The organism is Microbacterium sp. MRS-1 (assembly GCF_000585455.1).
Taxonomy (GTDB): Bacteria; Actinomycetota; Actinomycetes; order Actinomycetales; family Microbacteriaceae; genus Microbacterium; species Microbacterium laevaniformans.
Genome location: NZ_JAUF01000124.1, coordinates 1 through 3038, shown reverse-complemented (window position 1 = coordinate 3038; position 3038 = coordinate 1). Strand labels below are relative to the sequence as shown.

1 protein-coding gene is annotated in these 3038 nt (G+C 61.5%); it reads left to right on the top strand.

Going from position 1 to position 3038, the window contains the following annotated elements; genetic code table 11:
- Positions 1-99: 99 nt before the first annotated feature.
- Complete coding sequence (locus AS96_RS14415; RefSeq protein WP_051498916.1) at positions 100-2739, top strand: TrlF family AAA-like ATPase; 2640 nt, start codon at positions 100-102, stop codon at positions 2737-2739.
- Positions 2740-3038: the final 299 nt, after the last annotated feature.

The following is a 3038-nucleotide window of genomic DNA, read 5'->3' as shown; positions in this document are numbered from 1 at the left end:
CATCTCGCGACACACCTCAAGGATCGCCCACCCGCCCCACAACAGCATTTAGCAACACGGCCTAAGTCTTCACACTGAGGAAAGAACCGAGGCACATCGATGGTGAAGAACGTCATACCCGCAGCTGATGATCACCATGGCGCCCGCTGGATTCGCGCAGCCCTCCAGGTGAACCCCTTCGGTTACGTCGGCAACCCATCCCCCTCCAAGACCTACGCGGATGAAGCAACGTACAACGCCGCCTTGATCGCCGAGTTTCAGGCGCAGAAGATTGAGTTGATAGCGGTCACCGATCACTGGAATGCCAGCAGCGCGTCCCAGCTGATTGCCGACGCGGAAGCTGCCGGCATCGCGGCGCTCCCGGGCTTCGAGGCAAACACGTCTGAGGGCATCCACCTGCTGGTTATGTTCGAGCGCGGCACCTCAACTGAGCAGGTCACTGCCGCGATCGGTGCATGCGGTTTGACGCCCGGAGCCGCGAAGGGCACGACGACGAAGTCGTACGGCGATATCCTGACCGACATGTGTGCCCGCGGCGCGTTGGTGATCCCGGCGCACGCCAACGTCGCCAACGCTGGACTGCTGAGTCGAGCGAAGGGTGACTCGCTCGCCGAGATGATCAAGCACCGCGAACTGCTGGCTATTGGCATCACGCCATCTGTCGCTGAACTGGGTGACCAGGCCAAGATCCTCAAAGGGACCAAGCCCTACGATCGCCGCCATCCGCTGGTGGCGATCCATGCCGACGACATCTGCGACCCGGCGACGCTCGCCTCTCCCGGTGCGAGCACCTGGTTCAAGATGAGTACCCCCAGCCTGTTGGGGCTCCGTCATGCAGTTAAGACGCCGGAGACCCGAGTGAGCACGACCGATCCATCATCGACTTCTCGTGTTCTGCTTCGCGAGATCGCTTGGGACGGCGGCTACCTCGACGGTCAGAAGCTCCACCTTGCGGAGGATCTCACGGCCCTCATCGGCGGACGTGGAACCGGAAAATCCACCGCTATCGAGAGTCTCCGGTACGTGCTGGAGATCCCGCCCATCGGCGAAGCATCCAGCAAAGACCACAAGGAGATGGTCAAGAACGTGCTTGGCGCGGGAACGGTCATCTCGCTCGTCGTCGACGTGGTGTCACCTAGCCCGGCGCGTTTTACTATCGAACGCACAACGAACAGCCCGGCGATCGTTCGTGACTCCAGCGGCACGCAGACGAACCAGCGCCCACGCGACATCGTCGGTAACCTCGAGATCTTCGGTCAGCACGAATTGGCCGAGCTCGCTCAGGACAAAGACCTGATGGCTGAGCTTGTCGCACGCGTCGCCGGCAGGCCAGCGTCGCCTGCCGAGCGAGACGACGTCCTAAAGGATCTGGCGGATAACCGTGATGCACTCGCCAAGCACGAACGAGACCGGGAGGCGCTTGAGACCGAACTCGCGGACATCCCCCGCCTCTCCGAAAGCATGGAAGCGTTCGACAAGACCGATCTTGCGGCGAAGCTTGACCAGAAGACTCGATTGGACAAGGATGGCGCCGTCCTGACTGATGCCTCCGAACGGGTGCAAACCGTTGAGAATCTGGTGAGCGAGTGGGGTATCGAAGCGGTTGTCGAGGAGCTTCGCGCCGAGCTGGCCGACGTCAAGGACTCCCCCCGCAAGACGACTCTGGAGCAACTCGCTCCGGTACTCGGGCAACTCGCCACTGCTCTTGAGCAGGCAACCTCATCCGTGCAGGCCGCCATTGCTGACACCAAGACGCAGATCGAGGCGACCAGGCAGTCGTGGGAGTCTACGACAAAGACCGAGAGCAACGGTGTCTCTGCGGTGCTGCGCGAACTGGTCGAGCAAGGACACAAGCCAGATGAGTACCTGACTCTGCAGGCCAACCTCAATCGGCTCACAAAACGTGCCGAGAAGCGAACCGTCTTCGAGAAGGCGTACAAGAAGCTGACCGGCGAGAGAACGAAGTTGCTTCGCTCGCTGGCTGACATTGACAAGCAGATCGCGAACCAACTCAAGGACGCCATCAAGGCATCCAACGCCGCTACGACGGGAGCTGTGATTGTTAAGCCGATCGCATCACCCGATCGCAGCCATATCAAGGCCGTGATCTCCCACCACTTCACAACCCAGCGCGGCCAGGTGTTCGCCGCCATCGATCGCGATGACTTCAATGTGGCGACGTTCGTAACTGCCGCGCGGTCGGGGTTGGACGCGCTAACGGGGCTGAGCATCACTGGCGCACAAGCGAAGGCCATCGTGGACACCGGAGAACCGTTGTTCAGAGAACTGGAAGAGCAGTCAGTCGGCCTCGCTGTCGAGGTGCAACTCAACGTTGCCTCCAAGGGTGCGCCGGTGGAGTGGCGCCGCCTTGAGGATCTCTCAAAAGGCCAGCGAGCGACTGCACTGTTGCTGCTCTTACTCGGCGCATCAATGAGTCCGCTTGTCATCGACCAACCAGAAGATGACCTCGACAACCGATTCGTATACGACGGCGTCGTTCAAAAGCTGCGATCCCTCAAAGGCACCCGACAGCTAATTGTGAGCACGCACAACGCGAACGTGCCCGTCCTGGGCGACGCCGAGTTGGTCGTAACTCTCGAAGCTGACGGTCAGCACGGCCGCACAGCGACCGACGGCGTCGGATCGCTCGACAACCCGAAGGTGCGAAAGTACGCCGAAGACCTGTTGGAAGGTGGACGCACGGCATTCGATGCCCGTAAGCGCCTGTACGACTTCTAGCTAGATCGCTGACATCTGAGTGGTAGACGAGCCCGGTGACGTCATGACCGATGGCGTGATCCTCGACGGTCGTGCACTTAGCTCCGCCTCTCCGATCGGTGAGCGCGGTCGCGCGAACTGCCTGTCGTTGGTCGTGGTTGCGAGAAAGTCGGGTCTGCTCAGGCGCATCGGCGCCGAGCGTCCGGACCTGATCCGGTGACCCCGGCCGTCGCCATCGCCGGAGACGTGACACCACCGCTAGGGCGTGTTGATCAAGAAGGTGCGGGGTGGCCAGCCGCCGCGAGTTGCGCGGGAGAATG

Coding starts and splice junctions, on each gene's coding strand:
- AS96_RS14415 (WP_051498916.1), top strand. CDS start 100: ATGGTGAAGAACGTCATACCCGCAGCTGATGATCACCATGGCGCCCGC.